The sequence below is a fragment of the Candidatus Pantoea symbiotica genome, from assembly GCF_056491525.1.
The window spans coordinates 2334791-2358402 of record NZ_JBSZHR010000002.1; the positions used below are offsets into that span (position 1 = coordinate 2334791).

Here is a 23612-nt window from a genome sequence, read left to right on the forward strand (position 1 = left end):
TGCAGGCGCCTATCTCTCATAATAGCGATACACCGAAGGATGGAACTCAACGCCGTACAGTTGGCTAATGGGAATCAACAGGTCGATATGGTTGCTGAGATCGAATTCGCGTTCTTCTGCGGGTCCAGTCTCGCCATTGATCAGTTGGTTAAACCACTGCTGCAAGAGGTTTTTCATTGTCAGCTGCTCCACAAATGATTGAGGCTGACAGTAAACCGCATGCGCCCCTATAACCAAAACGATTAGTTGTGCGCTTCTTTGCCAAAAATTGCATAAAAGCGTCGCCATTTATGGCGACCTGGCCAATGCGTTATCCCCGACTCTTCGCCATCATCTTGCGATAATTGTTTAGCCATTTGCCGCTGTTGAGTCGCCACCAGAAAAATACGCCGCGCACCGTCCAGTCGAGGAACATGCCGAGCCACACGCCAATCACGCCCATTCCCAGCACAATCCCGAGGAAATAGCCGGCTACCACGCGTGCGCCCCACATGCTGAACATCGACACATACATGGTGTAACGTGCATCGCGCGCGCCTTTCAGGCTGGCGGGCAGCACCCAAGACGCAGTCCAGATCGGCATAAAGGCGGCATTAAGCCAAATCAAATGCTTAGTAACTGAGATGACTTCCGGATCGCGGCTGTAAAACTGCGCAAGCGTGCCGGCGAGCGGCACGGTGATTAGCGCCAGCGAACACAATCCAATCATCGCCAGCCAGAACACGTGTTTGATTTGCCGTTCCGCCTGCATCACCTGATTCAGCCCCAGCCTGCGCCCGGTAATAATGGTCGATGCCGATCCCAACGCGTTACCCGGCAGGTTAATCAGCGAAGCAATTGAGAAGGCGATAAAGTTACCGGCGATCTCATTGGTGCCCATGCCAGCGACAAAAATCTGCGTCAGCAATTTGCCGCCGTTAAACAGCACCGATTCAATACTGGCGGGCACGCCAATGCCCAACACTTCCATCAGAATGTTGCGGTCCCAGCGCCGGAAATAGCTGGCGATGGAGATTTTCAGTGCGGGCGTAATACCGCGATACAGCACGTATATCGCCGCTGCCGCACCGATATAACGCGAGATGGTTAAACCCAATCCGGCACCGACAAAGCCCAGCCCTTCCCAACCCATGCAGCCGTAAATCAGCACGCTACTGATCACGATGTTGAGAATGTTCATGCCGCCGTTGATCAGCATCGGGATTTTGGTATTACCCGCGCCGCGCAGCGCGCCACTGCCAATCAGCGCAATCGCCGCTGCAGGATAGCTCCACGCAGAGGTTTGCAGATAGCTCAGCGCCAGCTCTTTCACTTTGGGATCGGCGCTACCGGCAATCACATCAATGATCAGATGTCCCCAAAACTCGATGGCGATCACCAGCACAAACGCCAGCGCGGTCATCAATCCCAGCGACTGTCGCGTGGCGGCTCGCGCACGTTTGCCGTTGCGTTTTGCCAGGCTGAACGCCACCACCACCGTGGTGCCGAGATCGATGGCGGCAAAGAAGGAGATGATCACCATGTTGAAGCTGTCGGCCAGACCAACGCCAGCCATCGCTTCTTTACCCAGCCAGCTCACCAGGAAGGTACTGAGGACGCCCATCAGCATCACGCAAAGGTTTTCGATAAAGATGGGCACGGCTAATGGGGTGATTTCTCGCCAGAACAACGTACGGTAAGAGCGGCGTTTGGGATACCACGCCGTGTTTCTGACCGCCCGCATCACTGCTACGCCAGGATTTTGCAAGGGATTACCAAATCACTTTGGAGAGGAAGAAGAGTAATAATGATGATAGGCCACTGAGAATTATGCAAAGTGTTTCCCATCACCATTTAATCATTATTACAAACTTTTTGTCGCCACCACCGCAGGATCGGCTGCGCCCCCCAAATAGGCGCTGCGCACTTCATCATTGTTGAGTAGCTCGGCACCGCTACCGCTCAGGCGAATCTCGCCGTTCACCATCACATAACCGCGATCCGCCAGCTGCAATGCATGGCGGGCATTCTGCTCCACCAGAAACAGCGTCATGCCTTGCTGGGTCAACTCGCGCAGGATGCCAAAGATCTGCTTCACCACGATCGGCGCGAGGCCAAGGCTGGGTTCGTCGAGCAGCAATAACTTCGGTCGACTCATCAGCGCGCGAGCAATCGCCAGCATCTGCTGCTCGCCGCCGGAGAGCGTCATGGCGCGCTGCTTGCGCCGCTCCAGCAGGCGAGGAAACAGCTGATACATACGCTCTTTGTCCTCTTTGACAAACCGTTCACCGATGGCGATGGTACCCATCAGCAGGTTCTCTTCCACCGTCATATCCGGAAAGATGCGCCGCCCTTCCGGTGCCTGCGCAATGCCGCTGGCAGCGATGAAGTGTGGCGAGCGCTGGCTGATGGCTTCACCGCGCAAACGAATCTCGCCGCTGGCAATGCGCGGCTGACCAAAGATTGACATCAGCAGCGTGGATTTTCCCGCACCGTTAGCGCCAATCAGCGCCACGGTTTCGCCCTGATTCACCGTCAGCGATACCTGCTTTAGCGCCTGCAAAGGACCGTAAAATACATCGACCTGCTCAAAAGCCAGCATCGGTTCAGCCATGATCGCTCTCCTCTTCCGCGCCGAGATAGGCGGCAATCACTTTGGGATCGTGACGAATCTGCTGCGGCGTGCCCTGAGCAATCACATCGCCATGATCGAGCACCACGATGTGATCGGAAATGCGCATCACCATCGGCATATCGTGTTCAATCAGCAACACGCTGATGCGATGATCGGCGCGCAAACGATGCAGAATTTCGCTCAACGCCTCGGTTTCCACCGGATTCAGCCCGGCCGCCGGTTCATCCAGACAAATCAGCTCCGGGCGCGTACACATGGCGCGCGCGATCTCCAGCCGCCGTTGCTGACCGTAAGAGAGCGTACCGGCCAGGCGGTTGGCGCTGGCGACTAAATCGACGTTTTCCAGCCAGTAGAAAGCGCGATCCAGCGCGCGATTCTCCGCTTCACGGTAGCCGCGCGTGTTCAGCACGCCCGCCAGCAGCTGACGATTGACCTGCATATGCTGCGCCACCAGCAGGTTCTCAATCACCGACATCTCGCGGAACAGCCGAATATTTTGGAAAGTACGCGCCAGCCCGGCGCGGTTCACCAGATGCGCGCCGCCAAACATCTTGTACCAGAGCCGCGAGCCGAGCCGGGTGGGATTGATCCAGTCGCCCGCATGGATTTTCTGCCCCAGCACCTGAATCACATCGGTGCTGCGCTGGTTGGCGTTGAGCACAATGCGACCGCCGGTGGCGCGATAGAAGCCGGTCAGACAGTTAAACACCGTGGTTTTACCCGCGCCGTTGGGGCCAATCAGCGAGGTCACCGAACCGCGCTCCACCGCCAGGCTGACATCATTTAGCGCTTTGATGCCGCCAAAGCGCATCATCAGGTTGTTTACTTGCAGAATGGCATCACTCATGGCGCACTCCTTTTCGCAGCGGCACGCCGACGCGTGCGGTGCGCACCAGCCCGCGCGGCCGCCAAATCATCATCAGCACCATTAACATGCCGAACAGCAGCACGCGGTATTCGGCAAAGCTGCGCAGTAGCTCCGGCGCTACCGTCAGCACAAATGCCGCCAGCACCACGCCAAGCGTCGATCCCATGCCGCCGAGCACCACGATAGCGAGAATCAGCGCCGACTCAAAAAAGGTGAACGAGGTGGGATTGACGAAGCCCTGATAGCTGGCGAAAAACACCCCAGCAATCCCCGCCGTTGACGCGCCCAACATAAAGGCCGAAAGCTTAACCAGCACATGATTGAGCCCCATTGCGCGGCAGGCAATCTCATCTTCACGCAGCGCTTCCCAGGCACGACCAATCGGCATGCGCGTCAGGCGATGCTTGATCCACAGCACCAGCAATACCACCAGAACCAGCACCACATAGATGAAGATAAACTTCATATTTGGGTTGTAAGTGACATGCAAAAACTCGTGATACGGCACGCCGCCATCGCGCGCGCGGCGGGAAAACTCAAGGCCAAAGAAAGTCGGCGACGGCACAGAAACCCCGTTCGGACCGCCAGTAAAGGCCACCCAATTGGTCAGCACCAGACGAATGATTTCACCAAAGCCGAGCGTGACAATTGCCAGATAATCACCGTGCATACGCAGTACCGGGAACCCAAGCAGCGCACCGGCAAACGCCGCCAGCAGCGCCGCCAGCGGCAGCATGCTCCAGAAACCCAATCCGAGATATTGATAGCCCAGCGCCAGGCCGTACGCACCGATTGCATAAAAGGCGACGTAGCCGAGATCGAGTAATCCGGCGAGGCCAACCACAATGTTCAAACCCAGCCCGAGCAGCACATATATCAGGCCGAGAATCGCCACCGTCAGCAGGTATTTGCTGGAGAGGAACGGAAAGGCCAGCGCCACGATCAGCAGCAACGGCAATATCCAGCGCAAACGCGAACGATAGCCGGGCTCACGCACGTAAACACCGTCATCGCTGCTGGCAAACTTGCGCATAATGCGCTGACCAAAAGGCGCGTGCAGAAACACGCTGAACAGCAAGCGCCCCGCCATCACCACCGCCACCAGCAGCGCCACGCGCTGTGGCGACAGTTTGAAGCTGTAACCGTCGAGCACCACGCCAACAATCGGACCAAATACCACCAGCGCCACCAATCCCGCCAGCAGCGTGTCGAGCAGCGCCTGGCGCACAGGACTTTGCGTCATTGCATTCATCGGGGCTTCCTCACACTTTAGCGACCAGCGGTCGTCCCAGCAGTCCTTGCGGGCGGAAGATCAAAATCACCACCAGCAGCGAAAACGAGAACACATCTTTGTAGTCAGAATTCACCATGCCAGCAAACTGCGCTTCCGCGACGCCCAGCAATAATCCTCCGAGCATCGCGCCCGGCAGCGAACCAATGCCGCCGAGCACTGCCGCAGTAAAGGCTTTGATGCCAATGATAAATCCAGCGTAAAAATCAAAGGTGCCGTAATTCATGGTCACCAGCACGCCAGCCAATCCGGCCATCGCCGCACCAATCACGAACACCAGCGAGATAACGCGATCGGTATTGATACCGAGAATCGAGGCCATACGCCGATCCTGCTGCACCGCGCGGCAAATACGCCCGAGTTTGGTGTACTGGATAATCCAGGTCAGCAGCGCCATACCGCAAAATGCGGCGATCAGGATGAAGATTTTGGTCCAGGTGATTTGCACCACGCCACCATCAAACTCCATGCGCAACACGCCGGTGAGCAGCGTGGGAATACCCTGTTGATACGGTCCCTGACTAAGCTGCACATAGTTCTGCAGAATCAGCGACATGCCGATCGCCGAAATCAGCGGTGCGAGGCGCGTCGAGTTGCGCAGCGGCCGATAGGCGATACGTTCAATCGCCCAGCCGTAAGCCGAAGTGACAATGATGGTGAAGATTAAGGTGCCGAAAATCAGTAGCGGGAAGGAGTGAATGCCGAAAAAGCTGAGTAGCGATAAGCCAATGGCACACAGATAGGCGGAGATCATATACACCTCGCCGTGGGCGAAGTTGATCATGCCGATGATGCCGTAAACCATGGTGTAACCGATGGCAATCAGGCCATACACGGCACCGAGCGTTAAACCGTTGATCAGCTGCTGTAAGAAGAAGGCGTCCATAATGTCGTCTCGTACTCAATGGGAGCGCACACCTCGCGCTCAATCGCGAATGGCCCCGCACTGCGCGGGGCCGCGTGGCACATTACAGCTGGTGATACTTGCCTTTGTCGTCCCATTGGTACACGACGTAATCCGACACTTTGAGATCGCCTTTACTGTCCCAGGCTTTTTTGCCCATCACGGTATCGACGCTGTTGGCTTTCAGCCAGTCGCTGGCCTTGGCGTTGTCTTTGCCTGCCGCTTTGTAAGCAGCGGCCAGCGTTTGCACGGAGGCGTAGGCATACAAGGTGTAACCTTCTGGCTCAAATCCACTGGCGCGGAATTTGTCGATCACCGCTTTGCCATCGGCAATGGTGCGCGGGTCATTGCCGAAGGTCATGTAGACGCCTTTGGTGTATTGCGGGCCGCCTGCTGCCGTCACCATCTCTTCAGTCACGATGCAGTCGCCAGAGAAGAAGGCGGCATTAACGCCCTGCTCACGCATCTGGCGCACCAGCGGACCGGCCTCCGGATGACAGCCACCGAAATAGACCACGTCCGGTTTCAGCGCGCCGATCTTGGTTACCAGCGCATTGAAATCTTTCTCGCCGCGCGACAGCCCTTCATACAGCACTTCTTTCACGCCACGCTTCTCAAGCGAGGCTTTGGTGGCATCCGCTAACCCCTGGCCGTAAGTGTCTTTGTCATGAATAATGACCACGTTCTTGGCTTTGAGCTTATCGATGATGTAATCCGCAGCGATAGCGCCCTGCTGGTCATCACGACCACACATGCGGAACATGGTTTTCATGCTGCGTTCGGTAATTTTCGGATTGGTTGATCCGGGGGTGATCGCCAATACGCCGGCCTCATCATAGACTTCCGAAGCGGGCATGGTGGATGAGGAGCAGAAGTGGCCGACCACCGCCATCACCTTATCCTGATCAACCAGACGGTTAGCGACGGATACCGCCTGTTTCGGTTCACAAGCATCATCGCCCTGCACCAGCACGATTTTCTCGCCGTTGATGCCGCCCGCCGCGTTGATATCCTCTGCAGCCTGGCTCGCGCCTTTCCAGTATTGCGCGCCGTACGTCGCATTAGGCCCAGAGAACGGACCGGCCACACCAATTTTAATATCTGCCTGAGCGTAAAAGGCCACGCTTAAACAACCTGCAATCGCCACCTTCATTGGGTGTTTTATGAATTTCAAAGACATGCTTTCAATCCTCAACGGGTCAGGAACGGAGCCATACCACGGCATGGGAGAAATCAATTTCTGAAACTTTGGCAAAACAGCATGCGGCCCACAAACCCGTAGGGTCGCCATTCATGGCGACCTACTTTGAGTTACGGCATCGATTCATTAAGGCCACGGTTGAAAACTAAGCAATAAGCTCGCCAATACCGCGAAGGTAGACGATTTATTACTCGGGCATCGCTCCAGAACAGGAGACACGCGATGTAACATCCCTGCTGATCATAAACATAGCTGTGGTTACGCCACACACCAGCACCGTGATGGTGCAGAATGCGGTCGATCACAGATTCTTCATCGTCACGCAGGGTTTATCCGCTATGCTCTGGTGAAAACGGTCCACGTTTCCTGAAGGAGAACCCATGAATACACAACGGAACGGATTGAGCAGCCAGCAAGCGCTGGACGAATTAGAACGCCTGTACGATGCAGCCGTTGACGCGCTGCGCAACGCCATCCGCGATTTCACCGCCAGCGGGCAATTGCCGGATGAAGCCGCTCGTCAGCAAGGGCTGTTTGTCTATCCGCAGCTGCGCATCACCTGGCTGGGCGAAGGCCCGCAGAAAAATCGTACCCGCGCATGGGGACGTTTTACCCATACCGGCAGCTACAGCACCACCATCACGCGCCCGGCGCTGCTGCGTCACTATCTCAGCGAGCAGCTGCAGATGCTGGAGAAAGAGTACGACGTGCTGATTGAGGTCGCGCCGTCACAGCAGGAAATTCCTTATCCTTATGTGATTGACGGTTTGTCACTGGACCGCTCAATGAGCGCCAGCATCGCACGCCATTTCCCGACCACCGAACTGTCGCAAATCGGTGATGAAACCGCCGACGGCTTGTTCCACGCCAATGCGATTTTCCCGCTGTCGCACTTTGACGCGCTGCGCACCGATTTCTCACTGGCACGCCTGCGCCACTACACCGGCACCGGCGTAGAGCACTTCCAGCCGTTCGTGCTGTTCACCAACTACACTCGTTACGTTGATGAGTTCGTGCGCTGGGCAATTGAGCAAGTGCAGGATCCCAACACGCCTTACGACAGCCTGGCCTGCGCCGGTGAAGTGGTGATCACTGCAGATACTCAAGACCCGACGGCGATGATGTCCGATCTGGCGTGGAAGAAGCACCAAATGCCGGCCTGGCACCTGACATCACCGAATCGTCGCGGCATTACGCTGGTGAACATCGGCGTTGGCCCGTCCAATGCCAAAACCATCTGTGACCATCTGGCGGTGATTCGCCCGCACGCCTGGCTGATGATTGGCCACTGCGGCGGTCTGCGCGAAAGCCAGACCATCGGTGACTATGTACTGGCGCATGCCTACCTGCGCGACGACCACGTACTGGATAGCGTACTGCCGCCAGATATCCCAATCCCCAGCATCGCCGAAGTGCAGCGCGCACTGTATGACGCCACCAAAGCGGTGAGCGGCATGCCCGGTGAAGAAGTTAAACAGCGCCTGCGCACCGGCACCGTGGTCACCACCGATGACCGTAACTGGGAGCTGCGCTACTCCGCTTCAGCGCTGCGCTTCAACCTGAGCCGCGCCGTTGCGGTTGATATGGAGAGCGCCACCATCGCCGCACAGGGTTACCGCTTCCGTGTGCCCTACGGCACCTTGCTGTGCGTATCCGATAAACCGCTGCATGGCGAGATCAAGCTACCGGGCCAGGCAAACCGCTTTTATGAAGGCGCAATCTCCGAACACCTGCAAATTGGCATCTGCGCGGTAGAACTGCTGCGAGCTGAAGGCGACAAGCTGCATTCCAGGAAGCTGAGAACCTTTAACGAGCCGCCATTTAGGTAATCATAATGGGTTCCGGCCCGTAAAGGGCCGGAACAGTGCAGTAAAGCGCGTCATGACATTTTCAAAACGATATTCTGAACAAACCACGCCAGCACCAGAAGGCCGGTCGGTATCATGATTTTCCAGGTTATGCTGTTATTGAAAGCAGCTATTTTATCCTCCAGCTGATTAAATCTTTGGTCAACTCTTTCGAATCTTTCGTCAACTCTTTCAAATCTTTCGTCAACTCTTTCAAATCTTTCGTCAACTCTTTCAAATCTTTGCTCAATTCTTTCAAATATTAGATCAATTTTGTCGAACTTCGGGTTGAGTTGATCCTCCATCCGCTCAAACTTTTTATCGATACGTTGTTCAAGCGCCCCCAGCTCGCCCATAATCTCTACCCGCATTACGCCCTGCTCGGCTCTAACCTTTTCGATATCCGCTTTGGTGGCAAAATGTTCTGAACGCGCCGTTAGCACCGCAACATCTGTCTGAATCTGCTGCGTGGTTTTTTCCAGCTGTTCAACCCGTTTGGTTAATTGTTCCATTTGATGATCTCCTTTGTTTCCAACGTCAAAAATAAGCGGTGGGAACACACGAGTTGTATTGCTAATGGGGTAATCCATCACCGAATCCTCTTCCATCGCGTTGCTCATCTTTCCACCACACCGTTAGTGAAACAGATTTGCGCAGCGTTAACATTCCACGATCCCGCCATTCGCAGCACATTTTTTGCGGGCAGGTTTAAACAACACTCACAGCCTGGGCCGTTTTGAGATTGAAGGAAAGTGAGCATCAAAAAGGATTGCGAGGTGACACGCAGAAAATCAACGAAGGGATGCAACAGCAGACACGGAAGCCCGAGCGGGCTTCCGTTAAGCAAGATTTACGCGCTCAGCCAGCCCAGTTTGATGACAAACAGAATCGACAGAATGATCAGCGCCGGATTGACCTCTTTGGTGCGACCGCTCAGCAGTTTCACCACTGTCCAGGTGATGAATCCGAACGCAATACCGTTGGCAATTGAGTAGGTCAGCGGCATGGTCAGCGCAGTCACGGTTACCGGCGCGGCGGTGGTGATGTCTTTCCAGTCAATATCTGCCAAACCAGATGCCATCAGCACCGCAACAAACAGCAGCGCTGGCGCGGTGGCATAAACCGGTACGCTGCCCGCCAGCGGCGAGAAGAACAGGCTCAGCAGGAACAGAATCGCCACCACAATTGCCGTCAAACCGGTACGGCCACCGGCGCTGACGCCCGCAGCCGATTCCACATAGCTGGTGGTGGTTGACGTACCGAGCAGCGAGCCAAACAGCGCAGCGGCGCTATCTGCGATCAACGCACGGCCCATTTTCGGCACGTTGCCCTGCTCATCCGCCAGACCAGCGCGCTTGGTCACACCCAACAAGGTGCCAGTGTTATCGAACACGTCCACGAACAGGAAGGCGAAGATCACGCTGACCAGGCCAACGTTAAAGGCTCCCGCAATATCCAGCTGCATAAAGGTTGGCGCGATAGAAGGCGGAGCAGAGAACACGCCGCCAAATGGCGTCAGGCCAATGCCCATGGAGATGAAAGTCACCACTAAAATGCCGATCAGCACCGCGCCGGTAACGCGACGCGCTTCCAGCACCACAATGATGAAGAAGCCGAGCAGCGCCAGCAGCGGGCCCGGTTTGGTCAGGTCGCCCAGGCCAACCAGCGTAGCTGGGTTATCCACCACGATACCCGCGCCTTCCAGCGCGATGATCGCCAGGAACAGGCCGATACCGGCACCAATACCGGCACGCAGCGGCAGCGGAATGCTGTTAATAATCCACTCACGAATCTTGAAAAGCGACATGGCAAAGAAGATTACCGCCGACAAGAACACCGCGCCCAGCGCGACTTGCCACGTGTAACCCATATGCAGAACCACGGTATAGGTAAAGAAGGCGTTGAGGCCCATGCCCGGTGCGAGTGCAATCGGATAGTTAGCGATCAGGCCCATTAACACACAGCCAATCGCCGCTGCCAGACAGGTCGCCACGAAGACCGCACCTTTGTCCATGCCGGTTGCACCGAGAATGCTCGGGTTAACAAACAGGATGTAAGCCATTGCCAGGAAGGTGGTGATCCCCGCAATAATTTCTGTGCGAACCGTTGTGTTGTGCGCTTTTAGTTTGAAGAGTTTTTCTAACATCATCATCTCTCATGAGCGGAGTCGGCACGAATGCGCGCGCTCCTTGCCAATGTGGTTTACAGACTTATTGTTGTATTGGACGCAAGGCGTTTAACCTTCCCCTGTCCACATAGCAATAGCTATGCCATCACCCTACGCAATCGATTACGTTTCCGAATAATGCTTCGCTTAGGATAATTCCGAACCAGAATGAGGCGCGATTATGGTGCATTGCACCAGCGCTGCGCAATCGTTTTCCCTCGTTGCGATTGTTTGGCAAAAAGAGTGCGGCACTGCACGCTTCCACACTCTGCCAGGCGATGGCGCTCACGTTTCTGTTGCCGGAATCAGCAGGTAAAAAACATCGGGTTACACTGCTTTTAACCCTTTCGTAACAAAAGAGGCACATCCATGAAGCCCGCGATTTTGGTGGTTGATGATGATCGTGCAGTGTGCGAATTGCTGCACGATGTGTTGAATGAACATGTGTTTACCGTTTATTGCTGCCATCAGGGTAAAGATGCGCTGGCCCTGCTGGCGCTGCACCCGGAAATTTCGCTGGTGATGCTGGATATGATGCTGCCAGACACCAACGGCTTGCTGGTGCTGCAACAGATGCAGCGTCAACGCCCCGACCTGCTGGTGATCATGTTGACCGGCATGGGTTCGGAAGCGGATATGGTGGTGGGACTGGAGATGGGCGCGGATGATTACATCGCCAAGCCTTTCAATCCGCGTGTGGTGGTGGCACGGGCGCGCGCGGCGCTGCGGCGCTGCGGACGACTGGCGCAGCCTGAAGCGTTGCCGGACGAAGGCTGGCAATTTAACGGCTGGCGGCTGGACGATGCGCGCTGTCAGCTGTTCAATCCGCAGCGCGAAAGCGTGCCGCTAACGCAAGGTGAATATACGCTGCTGCGCGCGCTGGTGGCGCATGCGCGCAAAGTATTAACCCGCGATCAACTGCTCGAACTGACGCACAGCGAAAGCCTCGAGGTGTTTGATCGCACCATTGATGTACTGATTATGCGGCTACGACGCAAGATCGAAAGCAATCCGCATCAACCGAGCCTGATCCGCACCATTCGCGGTCTCGGCTATGTTTTTTCCGCAGACGTGATGCGCCCGGCCTCTTCGGCGCGTGAAACACAAATCGCCTGATCCATCCAGCGCTGCATCTCGGCTAATGGCCGCGTGCCGTCCAGCGCGTTGGCGGCATGCAGATTAAAACAGGCGCAGGTGTGCGCCAGCTTCAGCGTTTCCGTCAGCGACCAGCCTTCGTGGCTGGCATAAAGTACACCGGCGCAAAACGCATCGCCCGCGCCAACGCTGCCGACGATCTCTTCCGGCGCTAAGCACCATGCCGGTTGCCAGCGCCCTTCGCCATCATCTTGCTGGCCCCACGCGCCTTCCGGTGCGTGAATCACCACTCGCTGACGTACGCCTTGCTGCATTAGCCAGGTCGCTGCTTCGGCAAAGGCTGCGGGTGCGGCAAGCCCGTGCGGCGTACGCAAACTAACTCCGGTAAGCGATTGCGCCTCCAGTTCGTTAATCACCAGATAATCGAGCCAGCGCAGCGCAGGCACCACCAACGGGCGATATTCGCCCACGCGTGAGACCAAATCGAGTGAGGTGAGATAGCCGCGCTGCTGCATCTGCGCCAGCAACCGGGCGCTGCGCATGCCGTATTCCTCATCCGGCACATCGAGGCTATCCAGCAGCAGCAAATACCCGAGATGGAAGATGCGATGTGCAGTGGAGACGTCGGCGAAATGCGCCAAATCAAGCTTGCCATTGGCACCGCGAGCATGGAAGAAGGTGCGCTGGCCGTCCGGCGTGGTCATCACCTGCGTCATCGCCGTGTTGATGCCTGCGGTGCGCTGCACAAACTGGCGGTCGATGTGATGATCGTCCAGCAGTTGCAGGATGTAGTCGCCGTCGCTGTCCTCGCCCACCATGCCAACGCCCGCCAACGGCAGATTCAGCTGCATGCGCGCCAGTGTAAACAGCACATTGAGCGCCGCGCCGCCGCTGCACTTCTCGCTGTGCTGAATTTCCGTCAGCCAGCCCTGTTCCGGCCAGTGGCTGATGCGCTGCACGTGATCCACCAGCATGCTGCCGGCACCGATGATTCCGTTACGCACCATCCTGTCAGGCCCTCCCGGTGCTGCCAAATACCTGCATCTGCTGCGCCACCACGTTGGCGATGTCGCGCTCCACCGCCATCAGCAATTCGGCAAAGGAGTCGTAGCGCGCATCGCGCTGGGTAATCTGCGCTTCAATCGCGCCGAGCGCCGCCTGCGACATGCCGGTGTAGAAGTTTATTTTGTTGATGCCGAGGCTAACGGCGCGGCGGAAGTCCGCATCGCTAATGCCGGAACCGCCATGCAGCACCAGCGGAATGCCAGCCGTCGAGCGAATCGCCGCCAGCCGGTCGAAGTCGAGTTTGGGTTCGCCTTTGTATTTCCCGTGCGCATTGCCAATTGCCACCGCGAGGCAATCAATGCCGGTAGATTGCACAAAATCAGCGGCCTGCGCCGGATCGGTGAATTTATCGCTGTCGGCCTCGCCAAACAGCGCCCCGCCTTCATCGCCGCCCACCGCACCGAGTTCGGCTTCCACCGAAACGCCAAGCGCGTGACACATCTTCACCACTTCGCGCGTCTGGCGTACGTTTTCTTCGTAGCTGAGCGTCGAGCCATCGAACATGACTGAGGTGAAACCAAGGCGAATCGCCTGCATCACCGCCTCAAAGTGCAGGCCGTGATCGAGATGCAGCACCACCGGAATATCGTGCAGCGCCGCTTCGGTGCGCACGGCGGCGACCAGATGTTCGAGGCTGACATACTTAAAATGCACTTCGGCGATGCTGATGATAAATGGCGAGCGCTGCCGCTCAGCCGCCTGATAGAGCGCGCGCAGAAAATGGGTGTCGAGGACGTTAAACGCGCCGAGCGCGTAGCCGTTCTGTTGCGCATGGGCCAAACCCTGCGCCAGGGAAATCAGTGCCATATCAGGCTCCTTTAGGCCAGCCAGCGGTGATATTCGTTACACAGCAGCCAGCGCGGTTCTTCATCTTCATCAAGCGGATTAAAGCGCGCCAGCGGGGTGAGAAACACGTTGTCATGTTCGTCGTCGTTGGGCATCGAGACTTCGCCCACCAGCACATCGCCGTAGCCCTCTTCGCCCCAAAAGCTGTGCCAGATGCCCGGCAGCAAAGTGACGCTTTCGCCCGGCGATAAACGCAGCTGTGAACCGGCGGCGTGGGTTTGGCGGATGCCATCCAGCGTGACGTTGACGGCCGTCTCGGCCAGCTGATTGCCCGCGCGGTTATGTAGCGTGACGATCAGATTGCCGCCGCCGCGATTGATAATGTCTTCCATCTTTTGCGGGTGATAATGCATCGGCGTGACTTGCCCTTCGCGCACGTGCATGATCTTTTCGGCGTAAGGTTTGGCCCACGGCTGGCCACCGCGCGAACCGTTGCGCAATGTGAACAGGGTTAAACCGGTTTGGTTGAAATCGTCAGCGCCAAAGCTGGTGACATCCCAGCCGAGGTGCAGCGCCAGCAGTTCATCGGCGTCATGTTTATCGAGCGCGCGCCACTGGCTGAGGCCGTAATCGGCCCACGGCGGCAGATGCACATCCTGGCGCATAAAGAATTCGCGGGTGCGTTGTAAGATCGCATTCACTTCAGAGCGTTGCATGAAAGCTCCTCACGTTATGGGGTTCAGGTCGCCATGAATGGCGACCCTACATCTGTGTGGGCTTACTTCACCGTCCAGCCCTTGTAACTGCTAACGCTGTTACGATCGATCATCGTCACCGGAATCAGCACCGGTTTATCTGGCGCGGGTTTGCCCTGCAGGATGTCGTAGCCAATCTCCACCGCTTTCGCCGCCATCACCTGCGGGTCTTGCGCTGGCGTTGCCACGAACAGCGAGCCTTTGCGCTTCAGCGCCTCTTCACCGTCTGGCGATCCATCGACGCCGACAATAAAGAATTCATTGCGCTGCGCCTGTTTCGCCGCCAGATCGGCACCAATCGCGGTTGGGTCGTTAATCGCGAACACGGCATCAATCTTCGGATTAGCCGACAGCAGGCCGGTCATCACTTCCAGGCCACCTTCGCGGCTGCCTTTGGCGTTCTGGTTGTAGGAGAGCAGCTTGATGTCCGGATGGGTTTTCAGCTCGTTCATGCAGCCTTCCACACGGTTCTGTACCGCAGAAACCGGCGGTCCGTTGATGATCACTACGTTGCCTTTGGCTTTCAGGCGATCGGAGATGTATTTGCACGCCATGGCACCGGCGGCGGTGTTATCGGAGGTGATAGTCGCGTTAGCGCCGTCTGCCGCCACGTCGACCGCCACCACTACAATCCCGGCATCACGCGCACGTTTTACCGCGGGCGCGATGCCTTTGGAATCGGCGGCGTTGAGGATGATCATGTCTACTTTGGCGGCGATGAAGTTATCAATCTGCCCCACCTGCTGGCCGAGATCGTAGCCGCTGGAGACCAGCGTTACGTTGACTTTGTCACCTGCCAGCTCGCGCGCCTTCAGCTCCGCACCTTTAGTGATCTGCACGAAGAACGGGTTGGCGAGATCGCCGACGGTCACACCAATGGATTTCAGCTCTTTGGCCTGCACCAATGGCGCGCTCAGAAGCGTAGCCGCCAGCAGTCCGGTTAGAATCGGATTAAAACGCATAGTCGATGTTCTCCTGCTTTTTGGTTTTTATGGTCGCCATAACTGACGCCCCTGCTTACTTGTAGGGTCGGCATTCATGCCGACCTGGTAACAACTCAACCCACGTGATGCCGCGTCCGGTACTTATCGATTAACACCGCGATAATGATCACCGCGCCCTTAATCACTAACTGCCAGAAATAGGAGACGCCCATCAGCGTCATGCCGTTATTCAGCGTGGCGATGATCAGCGCACCAATCAGCGTGCCGGTAATGGTGCCGATACCGCCGACAAAGCTGGTGCCGCCAAGGATCACCGCTGCTATCGCGTCCAGCTCATAGCCAACGCCGAGGTTACCGTTGGCGCTGTAGAGCCGCGAGGCGCTCATCAATCCGGCCAGCCCCGACAGCAAACCGCTCATGGCGTAGACAAACAGCAGCACCACACTGACTTTGATGCCGGTCAGGCGCGCCGCCTGCACGTTGCCGCCGACCGCATAAATGTGCACGCCTAAGGTGGTGCGACGCAGAATGAACCAGCACAGCGCAATCACCGCAAAGGCGATGATGATCAGCCACGGCACCGGCCCGAGATAGCCGTTGCCTATCCACTCAAAGTTGATGTCGGAGTTGATCACCGTGGTGCCGTTCGCCAGCAGATAAGCCGCGCCGCGCATCGCGGTGTAGGTGCCGAGGGTGACAATAAAGGGCGGCAGCCCTGCCCATGCCACCAGAATGCCGTTGAACAACCCCATAATCAGCCCGGCACCTAACGCCGCCGGAATCGTCAGTGAAGCAAACGCCGGATCGAGCGACACCACCATCGCCACCACCGCTGTGGTACCGAGCATCGATCCCACCGACAAATCGATACCGCCGGTGAGAATGACAAAGGTCATGCCCGCCGCCAGCACGATGTTGATCGAAGCCTGACGCGTAATGTTGAGCAGATTGCCCTCGGTGAAGAAGTTCGGCGTGACAAAGCCGAACACCGCCACGATCAGGATCAGAATCGGCAGGATGCCGACGGTTTGCAGCAGGTCACTCATTAACGCGCGCTTTAGCGTTGGACTTTTTACGCGTGCGGATTCACTGGTCATTGCGCTCTCCTCAGGCCTGAACCGGCTGCGCGCCGGTGGCCAGTGTCATAATGTTTTCCTGGCTAATCTCTGCCCCACTCAACTCACCGGCGATGGCGCCTTCACGCATCACATAGACGCGGTCGCTCATGCCGACCACTTCCGGTAACTCGCTGGAGATCATTAAAATCGCCACGCCCTGCTGCGCCATCTGCTGCATCATGCGGTAGATTTCGCTCTTGGCGCCGACATCAACGCCGCGCGTCGGCTCATCGAGAATCAGGATGCGCGGCGCTATCGCCACCCAGCGTGAAATCAGTAGCTTCTGCTGATTGCCGCCGGATAAGCCGCCCGCGCGCACCTGCGCATGCGGCACGCGGATGTTGAGCGCATCAATCGCCTCGCTGGCGATCTTTTGCCCTTTGCGCCGATTTAGCAGGCCGTAGCTGGCATCGCGCTCCAGCGTCGCCATCACAATGTTGTCCTGCGCCGCCAGTTCAAGAAACAAGCCCTGCTCTTTGCGGTTCTCGGTGAGAAACCCGATGCCGCGCGCAATGGCATCGCGCGGCGAGTGAATCTGCACTTTTTCCCCGTCGATCCAGATCTCGCCGCCGCTCGGTTGATGCACGCCAAAAATCAGCTGCGCCAGCTCGCTGCGCCCGGCGCCGACAAGCCCCGCCAGCCCGACGATCTCACCGGCCCGCACCGACAGGCTGCTGGGATGCACTTTGTGTTTGTCGCACAGGTGATTGACGGCGAGACGGATGTCGCCGAGTGGAATGTTGCGATCTTTATTGAACAGATCGCTGAGCGGACGCCCGACCATCATGCGCACCAGCTCACTGGCATTGAGCTGCTCGCGCGTCAGGCTGCCGACGTACTGCCCGTCGCGCAGCACGCTAACGCGATCCGACAGCTCATACACTTCCGCCATGCGATGGCTGATGTAGATGATCGCCATCCCTTCGCTGCGCAGACGTTTGATCAGCGCAAACAGCTGCTCGGTTTCACGGTTCGAGAGTGCGGCAGTCGGCTCATCCATCACCAGAATGCGGCTGTTGCGATGCAGCGCGCGGGCGATTTCCACCTGCTGCTGCTCGGCAATGCTCAGGCGACTAACCAGATCGGTGGCGCTGAACTGTGCGCCCAAACGATCAATCACTCGCTGCGCCTCTTCCGCCATCTGGCGACGCTTCACCAGACCCGCGCGGGTGATTTCACTGCCGAGAAAGATGTTCTCCGCCACCGTCAGATTGGGTGCCAGATTGATCTCCTGATAAATCAAGGTAATGCCCGCCGCCAACGCCTCTTTTGGGCCTTTAATGGTGTACGGCTGGCCGTCGATAAGAATTTCCCCGCTGCTGGCGGTATAAGCACCGGCCAGAATTTTCATCAATGTACTTTTTCCCGCGCCGTTTTCGCCCATCAGCGCATGCACTTCACCGGGCCAGACCGTGAGATCCACCCCTTTTAACGCATAGAAACTGCCGAAGCGTCTGGTGATCGCGCGCATTTCTAATATCGGTGCTGTCGCCATAACGAGGCTCCTGCTGGCAAAGGTTGCAGCGAGTAAAGCCTCCTTAGATAAATGGAAAATGTCAGCGGCCATTCACATTTGTCATATTTCGCCCCGATCGCGCTTCTATACTCGCCAGCAGTTGAGCGGTAAGGAGTGGCAGCCATGAGTCACAGTCTGCACTGGCACGCGGGCGCGCGCAGTCGCCTGCTGCTGTTTAACCTGCTGGTGATGTCGGTGACGCTGGCGGTGAGCCTGGTAGCAATTTTTGGATTTCGCCACGCAGGTCACATTCAGGAACAGGCGCAAGCACAAACGCTGGCCGATATGAACGGCAGCCTGGCGCTGGCGCGCGATACCGCCAATGTGGCAATCGCGGCGGTGCGTTTATCGCAGGTGGTCGGCGCGCTGGAGTATCAGAGCGAATCGGCGCGCCTGCAGCAAACGCAGCAGGAGCTGCAACGGTCGCTGAGCTTGCTGGCGAATGCGCCACTGGCGTCGCAACAGCCGCAGCTGCTGACGCGTATTCGCGAGCGCAGCCAGATGCTGGAACAGACCATCAACCAATTGTTGCGCGCCGGACATCAGCGCCATCTGCAGCGCAACGTGATGCTGAGCGGCTTGTGGCAATCACAGTTGTTACTCAATCGCATTGACCTGCTAACGCGCACCGATGCCCCTTCCGCCGCGCTGCGCCAGCAAACCCACAGCTTATTCAGCGTGGCGATTCAATCCAGCGCGCCGCAGGCCGCAGTGCAGCAGCTGCAATCGGTGCTCAGCCAGTGGCAAGCGTTGAGGCTCAACGGCGTGCTGAATACCCAAGTGCAGCGGCTGATCGCCACCAGCACTGATTTGCAGCCGGTGGCGCAGCAGCTGGAGCAGAGCGATATTGCCATCGCCTACGCCACCTATCGCATCAAAGCGCTGGTGGCGATGCTCAACGACGACATCACCCATTACGTGCAGCTGGTGGCGCAGCAGAGCGACGCACGCAGCGCGGTAACCCATGAAGAGCTGGATTCGATCATCGGCTTTATCGGCCTGTTTATGCTGCTGGCGCTGCTGATCACCGGTTACGCCGGTTACTACATCTACCGCAACCTCGGTTCGAGTCTGACCGCCATCGCCCATGCTATGACGCGGCTGGCGCAGGGAGAAAAGAGCGTCAACGTGCCCGGTCTGGCGCGACGTGATGAGCTGGGCGATCTGGCGCGTGCCTTCAACGTGTTTGCGCGTAATACTGCGTCGCTGGCGCACACCTCGCGCTTGCTAAAAGAGAAAAGCAACCAGCTGGAATCGACCTTTCTCGCGATGCGCGATGGCTTTGCGCTGTTCGATAACAGCGGCCAGCTGGTGGTGTGGAATGCGCAATATGCCGAGCTGCTCGGAATTGCGCCGCGCGAACTGCATCGCGGTTTGCACTATCAGCAGCTTCTGAAACGCGTCGATGTTGAGCTCAACGGCTTAGCCGATGCGCAGGAAGTGCGGCTGGCGGATGGACGGACGCTGGAGCTGCGTTTCAGCCCGGTACCACGGCGCGGCATGGTGAATACCGTGCTGGAACGCACCATGCGCAAGGCACTGGAAGAGGCGCTGCTGCACAGCCAGAAGATGAAAGCGGTGGGACAGCTGACCGGCGGACTGGCGCACGACTTCAATAATCTGCTGGCGGTGATCATCGGCAGCCTGGCGTTAACCGTCGATCAGCTGCCGCCCGGCACGCTCGCCAGCCGTATCGATCGTGCGCGTCAGGCCGCCGATCGCGCGGCGCAGCTGACGCAGCGCTTGCTGGCCTTCTCACGCAAGCAGGCGCTCTATCCGCGCGCGGTGTCGGTGGTGGAGTTGGTGGATAATCTGCATTCGCTGCTGCAACACGCACTTTTGCCCGGCCAGCAGCTGGTGATCGATGCGCAGCGTCCCGGCTGGCCAGCATGGATCGATGCCGGACAGCTGGAGAATGCGCTGATCAATCTGGTGGTCAACGCGCGCGATGCGATGGCGCAACAGAGCGGCGAAATCCGTCTGCGAATCTGGAATCAGCGCAAACAGGAAGCTGACGGCAAGCGCGATCGCGTCACCATTGAAGTGATCGATCACGGCTGCGGTATGTCGGCCGAGGTACGCGAACAAGTGTTTGAACCGTTCTTCACCACCAAAGCGATTGGCAGCGGCAGCGGTTTGGGCTTATCAATGGTGTATGGTTTTGTGCGCCAGTCCGGTGGCCAGATCGAGCTGGAAACCGCGCCCGGCCAAGGCACCACCGTGCGGCTGTTATTGCCGCGCGCGCCAGAAGCGGCACAACCGCTCAGCGTGCCGCCGCCGCTGGTGCCGCAGGCCAGCAACGATCGGCTGGTGTTGGTGCTGGATGATGAACCGACGGTGCGACAAACGATGTGCGAACATCTGCATCAGCTGGGTTATCTGACGCTGGAGTGTGGCGATGGCGAAAGCGCGCTGACCCTGCTGCGCCAGACGCCGGATATCGAGTTGCTAATCAGTGATTTGATGCTGCCGGGCGGCATTAACGGCGCGGATGTGATTCGTCAGGCGCAGGCGCAGTGGCCGCATCTGGCAACGGTGTTGATCAGCGGTCAGGATCTGCGCCAGACGCAGGTAACGCTGCCGCTGTGTGAGCGGCTGGCGAAACCCTGGCATCAGGCGCAGCTGGTGCAGGCGCTGGAGCGCGCCTGGCAGCGCAGTGAACGGCTTAGTCGCGCGCGGCAGGCTGCCACAACGGCACCCCTTTCCCCGTGATGTAACGTTTACGCAGCTTACTGGAGACCATGTCCATGATCATCACCACCGCCACCAGAATTAGAGTCAGGAACATCACCACATCCCAGTTCCATAAACGCATGTTCTCGGCATACACCAAGCCAACGCCGCCCGCGCCGACGAAGCCCAGCACCGCCGCTGAGCGGGTGTTGGACTCAATCTGATACAGGCTGAGCGCGAGGAAGGTCGGGAACGACTGGGTGAAAATGCCGTAACGATGTTTCTGCAGGCTGTTCGCGCCGACCGCGCTGAGGCCACGACTCGGCGAACGCTCCACCGCTTCGTGCCCTTCGGCGTAGAGTTTGCCGAGCAAGCCGACATCCTGCATCACAATCGCCAGCACGCCAGCCAGCGGCCCCATGCCGACGGCGCGCACGAAGATCAGCCCCCAAATCGCCATGTCGATACCGCGCAGCACATCCAGCACGCGGCGTACCACCAGCGAAATCGGTCGCGTAACCGGATCGTGCATCACGTTGCGCGCCGCCAGGAACGAGACCGGCAAGGCAATTAGTGATGCGGTTAGTGTGCCGGAGAACACAATCGCCAGCGTAATCCCGACCTGAGTGAAGTAGTAACCAAACGGCCAGTTGAGAAAATCCTGCCAGACAAACATACGCAGGAAATAGCGGCTGAGCTGCTGGCAGCCAATGAGAAAACGGCTCCACTCAATGCCAAAGAATTCGAAGAAGAACAGATAATAGAGCGCGATGGCAAGCGCCACCAGCGCAACGCGGCGCAGATAGCGGTTCTGCGCGGCAAACAGGGCGGCATGCTCCTGTTTGAGTTTGGCGACATCCGGCGCTAAGGCGATCATGCTGTGTCTCCTTCCACTACGCGGCGACGCAGCCAGCCGGACAGCGTATCCAGCAGCGACACCACCACAATGATCAGCAACAGCGTGATGCTGACCTGATCGTAACGATCGAGTTTGATATTGGTCATCAGCTCTTGCCCGATACCGCCCGCGCCAACCAATCCGAGAATGGTTGAGGAGCGGAAGTTGATTTCCAGACGCATAAAGCTGTAGGAGAGAAACGTTGGTTTGACCTGCGGCCAGAAGGCAAAGCGCATGCGCTGCAGTTTGCTGGCGCCGCACGCCGCGAGGCCGCGCACCGGTTTATCTGAGGCGCTCTCAATCGCTTCGTAAAACAGTTTGGTCAGGCTGCCGACGGTATGCAGCGCCAGCGCGAGGAAGCCGGGAATAGCGCCAATGCCGAACGCCATCACGAACATCACCGCCCACGCCAGTTCCGGCATAGTACGTAGGAAGGCGACAAAGGCGCGGATCGCCACCCGCAGGCTGCGCGGCGTTTGGGTGTTATCGGCGGCGAAAAACGCCAGCACACCGGCAACGGCCACCGCCACGATGGTGGACGACAGCGCCAGCTGCAAGGTTTCCCAGATCAGCGGCAGCTGGAAGTGCAGGCGATAGCCCCAATAGGCCAGCGAGCCTTCAGTTTTGCCGTCGGCGAACAGCAGTGAAAGATGCAGCACCGGCAGAGTTTCACCGATGTAGTCAAAAAAGTGTGGCAGCGACTGCCAAACGGTAAGCAGGTTAAATTCCGCCATCTTGCCCGCGGCCAGATAGAGCGCCAGCAACAGCAGCGACCACAGCAGCGAGTCGCGCTTTTGCTGGCGGCGGATGCGTTGGTAGTAGTGTTCGAAATCGGTCAAGGGGGGGATTCCTGTGTAACCAGGTCGCCATGAATGGCGACCCTACAATGTAGGGTGCGCATTAATGCGCACCGTTTTAAAGGCTTAGCCGCGCGTACCCTTCATCAAATCACGCTTCATATCGATGATGTTCTGATAATCCGCCACGGTCGCTGGACCGATGTGCTGGGTACCGCCAACCGCTTTAACAAAGCAGCCGTGATCTTCTTTATCCAGTTTCTTGATGGTGGCCACCACCTTCGCTTTGAAGTCAGCGGGCAGGTTGTTGCTCACCAGAATCGGGCCATTCGGGATCAGCGGCGACTGCCAGATGATGCGAATCTGTTTCATCAAGTCAGGATGATCCATGCGAATCAAACGGCCAAAGGCACCCGAGGTATAACCGGTTTCGCGGTCACCAATCAGTGAGGTCCAGGTTACCGCGCCTTCGAACTGACCGTTCAGCACACCAAGGATGTCCTGCTCGTGGCCGCCGGAGAAGGTGACGCTGGAGAAGGTGTTGTTGTACTTATCGTCAACCGTGCCGCCGAACTCTTTCTTGAACGCCTGGTTCGGCATCAGGAAGCCAGAAGTTGAATCGGGATCGGCCATGCCGAACGATTTGCCTTTCAGGTCTTCCAGCTTTTTGTACGGGCTGTCAGCTTTAACGATCACCACCGAGTGATAACCCTGTGAACCGTCTTTGTCGTCCACCACAATGCCCACCACGTCCACCGCTTTCGGGTTTTGCAGGTAAACCGAGGCAAATGAAGCCGGTGACATGCTCAGTACCAGGTCGATTTTGTTGCCCAGCAAGCCCTGAATTACGCCTGAATAGTCAGACGAGTTGCGCAGTTTGGTATCCACCTGCAACTCTTTGTCGAAGAAGTCTTTCACACATTGGTTGTCACCAATCTGCTGCGTGGCGTTCTGGCCGCCAAGAATCCCGAGGTTCAACTCTTTTGGTGCATCCGCTGCGTTTGCGCCAAATGCCATCGCAATAGTCAGTAAAGCTAAAGAAGTCAGTTTCATTCTTAGGTTTTCTCTTGCTG

21 protein-coding genes are annotated in these 23612 nt (G+C 57.6%); 3 read left to right on the top strand and 18 right to left on the bottom strand.

Annotated elements, in window-relative coordinates; genetic code table 11:
- Window positions 1–9: 9 nt before the first annotated feature.
- From ACXIZX_RS11520 to ACXIZX_RS11550, 7 genes are all read right to left on the bottom strand, one after another.
- Entirely contained in the window at window positions 10–177 is a 168-nt protein-coding gene (locus tag ACXIZX_RS11520; protein ID WP_179450277.1) for a hypothetical protein, read from the bottom strand.
- A gap of 133 nt (window positions 178–310) precedes the next feature.
- The gene (locus ACXIZX_RS11525) at window positions 311–1723 is read right to left on the bottom strand and encodes an EmmdR/YeeO family multidrug/toxin efflux MATE transporter (RefSeq protein WP_008105454.1); all 1413 of its coding nucleotides are present in this window, start codon (window positions 1721–1723) and stop codon (window positions 311–313) included.
- Window positions 1724–1843: 120 nt separating this feature from the next.
- Window positions 1844–2593, bottom strand: coding sequence for an ABC transporter ATP-binding protein (locus ACXIZX_RS11530; protein ID WP_479404188.1), 750 nt, complete (start codon window positions 2591–2593; stop codon window positions 1844–1846).
- Entirely contained in the window at window positions 2586–3461 is an 876-nt protein-coding gene (locus ACXIZX_RS11535) for an ABC transporter ATP-binding protein (protein ID WP_008105458.1), read from the bottom strand. Before ACXIZX_RS11535 ends, ACXIZX_RS11530 begins: the two co-directional genes overlap by 8 nt.
- The gene (livM, locus tag ACXIZX_RS11540; RefSeq protein ID WP_179450276.1) at window positions 3454–4734 is read right to left on the bottom strand and encodes a high-affinity branched-chain amino acid ABC transporter permease LivM; all 1281 of its coding nucleotides are present in this window, start codon (window positions 4732–4734) and stop codon (window positions 3454–3456) included. The genes ACXIZX_RS11535 and livM overlap by 8 nt, the downstream gene beginning before the upstream one ends.
- A gap of 10 nt (window positions 4735–4744) precedes the next feature.
- Window positions 4745–5659 (bottom strand): ABC transporter permease subunit, encoded by a 915-nt coding sequence (locus ACXIZX_RS11545; protein ID WP_479404189.1) that lies wholly within the window; start codon window positions 5657–5659, stop codon window positions 4745–4747.
- A gap of 82 nt (window positions 5660–5741) precedes the next feature.
- Window positions 5742–6857 (bottom strand): branched-chain amino acid ABC transporter substrate-binding protein, encoded by a 1116-nt coding sequence (locus ACXIZX_RS11550; protein WP_179450275.1) that lies wholly within the window; start codon window positions 6855–6857, stop codon window positions 5742–5744.
- A gap of 401 nt (window positions 6858–7258) precedes the next feature.
- On the opposite strand from ACXIZX_RS11550, the gene ACXIZX_RS11555 reads away from it, so the two are divergent.
- Window positions 7259–8707, top strand: a complete 1449-nt coding sequence (locus ACXIZX_RS11555; RefSeq protein WP_179450274.1) for an AMP nucleosidase — start codon at window positions 7259–7261, stop codon at window positions 8705–8707.
- Between the two features lie 50 nt (window positions 8708–8757).
- On the opposite strand, the gene ACXIZX_RS11560 is transcribed toward ACXIZX_RS11555, so the two are convergent.
- Together ACXIZX_RS11560 and ACXIZX_RS11565 are read right to left on the bottom strand one after the other, a co-directional pair.
- Entirely contained in the window at window positions 8758–9345 is a 588-nt protein-coding gene (locus tag ACXIZX_RS11560; protein WP_479404190.1) for a hypothetical protein, read from the bottom strand.
- A 230-nt stretch (window positions 9346–9575) separates the two neighbouring features.
- Window positions 9576–10874, bottom strand: coding sequence for an NCS2 family permease (locus ACXIZX_RS11565; RefSeq protein WP_008105472.1), 1299 nt, complete (start codon window positions 10872–10874; stop codon window positions 9576–9578).
- Window positions 10875–11261: 387 nt separating this feature from the next.
- Here ACXIZX_RS11565 and ACXIZX_RS11570 point away from each other — a divergent pair, with 387 nt between their 5' ends.
- Entirely contained in the window at window positions 11262–12008 is a 747-nt protein-coding gene (locus tag ACXIZX_RS11570; RefSeq protein ID WP_061717630.1) for a response regulator, read from the top strand.
- On the opposite strand, the gene ACXIZX_RS11575 is transcribed toward ACXIZX_RS11570, so the two are convergent.
- The 6 genes from ACXIZX_RS11575 to ACXIZX_RS11600 form a co-directional block, all read right to left on the bottom strand.
- A complete protein-coding gene (locus ACXIZX_RS11575; RefSeq protein WP_479404191.1) occupies window positions 11945–12994 on the bottom strand; it encodes a carbohydrate kinase family protein in 1050 nt (349 codons plus the stop codon). The two genes, ACXIZX_RS11570 and ACXIZX_RS11575, sit on opposite strands and share 64 nt — an antisense overlap.
- A 4-nt stretch (window positions 12995–12998) precedes the next feature.
- The gene (locus tag ACXIZX_RS11580; protein ID WP_479404192.1) at window positions 12999–13859 is read right to left on the bottom strand and encodes a ketose 1,6-bisphosphate aldolase; all 861 of its coding nucleotides are present in this window, start codon (window positions 13857–13859) and stop codon (window positions 12999–13001) included.
- A gap of 11 nt (window positions 13860–13870) precedes the next feature.
- The gene (locus tag ACXIZX_RS11585) at window positions 13871–14554 is read right to left on the bottom strand and encodes a D-lyxose/D-mannose isomerase (protein WP_061717633.1); all 684 of its coding nucleotides are present in this window, start codon (window positions 14552–14554) and stop codon (window positions 13871–13873) included.
- Window positions 14555–14616: 62 nt separating this feature from the next.
- The gene (locus ACXIZX_RS11590) at window positions 14617–15555 is read right to left on the bottom strand and encodes an ABC transporter substrate-binding protein (protein WP_008105486.1); all 939 of its coding nucleotides are present in this window, start codon (window positions 15553–15555) and stop codon (window positions 14617–14619) included.
- Between the two features lie 95 nt (window positions 15556–15650).
- Window positions 15651–16634, bottom strand: coding sequence for an ABC transporter permease subunit (locus ACXIZX_RS11595; protein WP_008105488.1), 984 nt, complete (start codon window positions 16632–16634; stop codon window positions 15651–15653).
- A gap of 10 nt (window positions 16635–16644) precedes the next feature.
- Complete coding sequence (locus ACXIZX_RS11600; protein WP_154190002.1) at window positions 16645–18150, bottom strand: sugar ABC transporter ATP-binding protein; 1506 nt, start codon at window positions 18148–18150, stop codon at window positions 16645–16647.
- A 144-nt stretch (window positions 18151–18294) separates the two neighbouring features.
- On the opposite strand from ACXIZX_RS11600, the gene ACXIZX_RS11605 reads away from it, so the two are divergent.
- The gene (locus ACXIZX_RS11605) at window positions 18295–20883 is read left to right on the top strand and encodes an ATP-binding protein (protein WP_479404193.1); all 2589 of its coding nucleotides are present in this window, start codon (window positions 18295–18297) and stop codon (window positions 20881–20883) included.
- Here ACXIZX_RS11605 and phnE (ACXIZX_RS11610) read toward each other — a convergent pair.
- From phnE (ACXIZX_RS11610) to phnD, 3 genes are all read right to left on the bottom strand, one after another.
- Window positions 20837–21721, bottom strand: coding sequence for a phosphonate ABC transporter, permease protein PhnE (phnE, locus tag ACXIZX_RS11610; protein ID WP_154181652.1), 885 nt, complete (start codon window positions 21719–21721; stop codon window positions 20837–20839). The genes ACXIZX_RS11605 and phnE (ACXIZX_RS11610) overlap by 47 nt on opposite strands.
- The gene (gene phnE / locus ACXIZX_RS11615; protein WP_036648584.1) at window positions 21718–22581 is read right to left on the bottom strand and encodes a phosphonate ABC transporter, permease protein PhnE; all 864 of its coding nucleotides are present in this window, start codon (window positions 22579–22581) and stop codon (window positions 21718–21720) included. The genes phnE (ACXIZX_RS11610) and phnE (ACXIZX_RS11615) overlap by 4 nt, the downstream gene beginning before the upstream one ends.
- 84 nt (window positions 22582–22665) lie before the next feature.
- Window positions 22666–23592, bottom strand: a complete 927-nt coding sequence (gene phnD / locus ACXIZX_RS11620; protein WP_008105497.1) for a phosphonate ABC transporter substrate-binding protein — start codon at window positions 23590–23592, stop codon at window positions 22666–22668.
- Window positions 23593–23612 lie beyond the last annotated feature (20 nt).